This is a genomic window from Psychrobacter sp. FME13 (genome assembly GCF_014861395.1).
Taxonomy (GTDB): Bacteria; Pseudomonadota; Gammaproteobacteria; order Pseudomonadales; family Moraxellaceae; genus Psychrobacter.
Genome location: NZ_RRYV01000249.1, coordinates 1 through 2,596 on the forward strand (window position 1 = coordinate 1; position 2,596 = coordinate 2,596).

A 2,596-nucleotide genomic window follows, 5' to 3' on the forward strand; every position below is an offset into this window, starting at 1 on the left:
CTTCTATGTCAATTATGGCTATGTCTGATGCCAGCATACTTTTTAGAACACCACCAAAAATTAATTGACTCTTTTTTCATTAGGATTCTAAAGTCTGAAGATATTTTTGAGCAACACTATCAGGTAGCAAACCTACGTCAAAGCTACTACTAAAGCTTTCAGGACTTTCACTAATCTCATTCAATTTAGCAGATAAACTCTCTATATCACCTACCTTCACTAGGTTACTCTCAGGAAGAAGCTCTCTTGGTCCAGATTCACAGTCTGTACTTATAACTGGCACACCTAAAGCCAAAGCTTCCGCTATTACAATGCCAAACCCTTCATAAATTGAAGAAAGCACCATCGCATCAGCATTAACTATCAAAGGATAAGGGTTCGGCTCAAACCCACAAAATATAACCTTATCTGTGACACCTAGCTCACTGCAGAGGTTTTCACATTCTTGTTTAAGCTCTCCCTGCCCTACCAGTAGCAATGGTTTTCTCTGATGACTCCTCGCATAAGCCTTTATCAAGTCCATATGATTTTTTTGAGCCTTAAACTTTCCGACATGAATGAGATAACCCTGCTTGAGTAATGGATACTGAGTGATTAATTTGTGTAGTATATCCAACTGCTTAGCAGATTTTAAAATAAACTCTCTATCAATTGGGTTATGAATAGCTGTAAGTGAGCTTATCTGTTTGACTATACCTTCGAAGTCCTGCTTCACACCTTGACTAACTGCTACAATGTTCTGATTTGAATATACGTTTTGTAGCGCTTCATTCGTTAAATAGGTATGGATACTCTTTTCCTTAGATAAGGTGTTATGTATTACAAACAACTTATTAGGCAACTTACTATATGCTAGGACCTGATCCACCTGCCATAAATTAGATATCAAAAGTGCAGGTGTATTAGTAATATTGTTTTTTACATATTTATCGAACACTCGAGCAAACACCTTATTTCGGATATACTTAGGCATCCATCGATAAGACTGATAAGATAAAAAATGCAATGCCACATCTGGTTTTGGGTAGTCTATTTGGTTTTTAAAGCAAATAATATGTGGATCATAACCCAACGTCTTAAAGCCCTCTGCAAGGGTCAATACAAAGCGTTCTGCACCTCCACCTTGTAGACTAAAGATAGTTAATATTATTTTATTTGGCTGATTTTTAGTCATAGCTTTGTGAAACCATACATTTTTAAGATATCCCATCTACGCTTAATGCGACGACTTTTAAAAATAGCCCTTAGTATTTTCTCTCTTAAATTTAGTTTATATCCTTTATATCGACCATGGATGTCTGTATCATCTAATGATTGTATTACTAAAGGCTGACTAAGAAAGCCTTCAATTAACTTTCCACCACTGTAGCGCCATGTTAAATCAATAGGATAAAACATAGACTCTGAAGTATTTAATAGATGAATAGCTCCATGATTAGATATAATATACCCGCTTGTTAATGCTGGTGCTGGGTCACATTCACAGGTATAAAAGCCCTCACATACTTTCTTGATGCTGAATATACGCCACCGACGTCGCCATTCCATTTTTTTCCATTGCTTTCTCTTTTTACGTTTCCATTTATTGGGCCTTACTGCCTCATTATGTGAATCTAATTTTATCTTGTCAATTCCTTGCAGAGAATAAGGCTGATTAGATGATATGTTTAATAAATCGAACTTTTCAAAATTTGATTTATTACTTAGAAAGTCAACTATTATGTTTTCTAAATTAACATCATCTTCAAGCACTAAAGCATATTTAATTTCATTTCTTACAATATCTTTCCAAATATTCCTATGAGACATTGCACAACCAATTTCTCCTAGAACTGAAGGTTTCTTTTGTTCCAATACAAACCTTCTTTTATCAAAAAGCTTTTGTTCTTCCACATTTAAACTCTTACCATCGACTGCTGACACTCGAGTATACTCAATACCTAAAGCGGTCAATTGAGATACTATATGTTTCCATCTGTCTGGTCGGTTATCCATATTAACTACATATACTTTCATAAAATATCACATCCAACTACCAATAATAATCCCTAGTATAAACAGCCCAACATACCTAAACTGGCGGACCTTCTTCTTCTTCGCTTGTACAAGCCTTTCTGAATCAGTTATTACATGATTGCCGTAGCCTATATGAGCGCATGCATCATTCTCAAGCAAGACAGTTCTCATATTCAAATTATGAAACTCTATTGATATGCCTGACTCCCCTTTAGATGAAGATTCAAATCTTGCATAAGGAGCAACTTTTTTGTAATCAGCGAGTCTTCTTAAACCAGGATTAAAACTAAAACCTCTCCATAGAGGGTCTGTACTATCAAGCTTATAAAAAGGAATACTTCCAACAACTTCACGCTCACCTAGAAAGTGAAAGGGATAATGAGGAGCAATATCGTAGTAATAACTTCGCAACCTTACTACATCTACTTCTGGATATGTAGTAAGTATTTTTAGTGAGTCAGATATAAAATTCGTTCTATAAAATTCCCAGTCATCTTCACAATGAAAAATATAAGAAGTTTTAACTAGGGCGTGTCATCAATTAGCATAGATATTTCAGAATAAGCTATACTTAGATCGT

Annotated in this window: 3 protein-coding genes; all 3 read right to left on the bottom strand. The window is 35.2% G+C overall.

All coding sequences use genetic code 11. The features are described from left to right. Positions 1-79: 79 nt before the first annotated feature. Genes EI164_RS15600 through EI164_RS15610 form a run of 3 tightly spaced genes read right to left on the bottom strand, consistent with a single transcriptional unit; the run spans position 80 to position 2,427 of the window. Positions 80-1,174: a glycosyltransferase gene (locus EI164_RS15600; RefSeq protein WP_192520890.1), complete on the bottom strand. Its 1,095-nt coding sequence runs from the start codon at positions 1,172-1,174 to the stop codon at positions 80-82. Beyond that, positions 1,171-2,016 carry a glycosyltransferase family 25 protein gene (locus EI164_RS15605; protein WP_225739356.1) on the bottom strand — a complete coding sequence of 282 codons (846 nt, stop codon included), beginning with the start codon at positions 2,014-2,016 and terminating at the stop codon, positions 1,171-1,173. The genes EI164_RS15600 and EI164_RS15605 overlap by 4 nt, the downstream gene beginning before the upstream one ends. 6 nt (positions 2,017-2,022) lie before the next feature. Further along, positions 2,023-2,427: a hypothetical protein gene (locus EI164_RS15610; RefSeq protein WP_192520892.1), complete on the bottom strand. Its 405-nt coding sequence runs from the start codon at positions 2,425-2,427 to the stop codon at positions 2,023-2,025. Positions 2,428-2,596 lie beyond the last annotated feature (169 nt).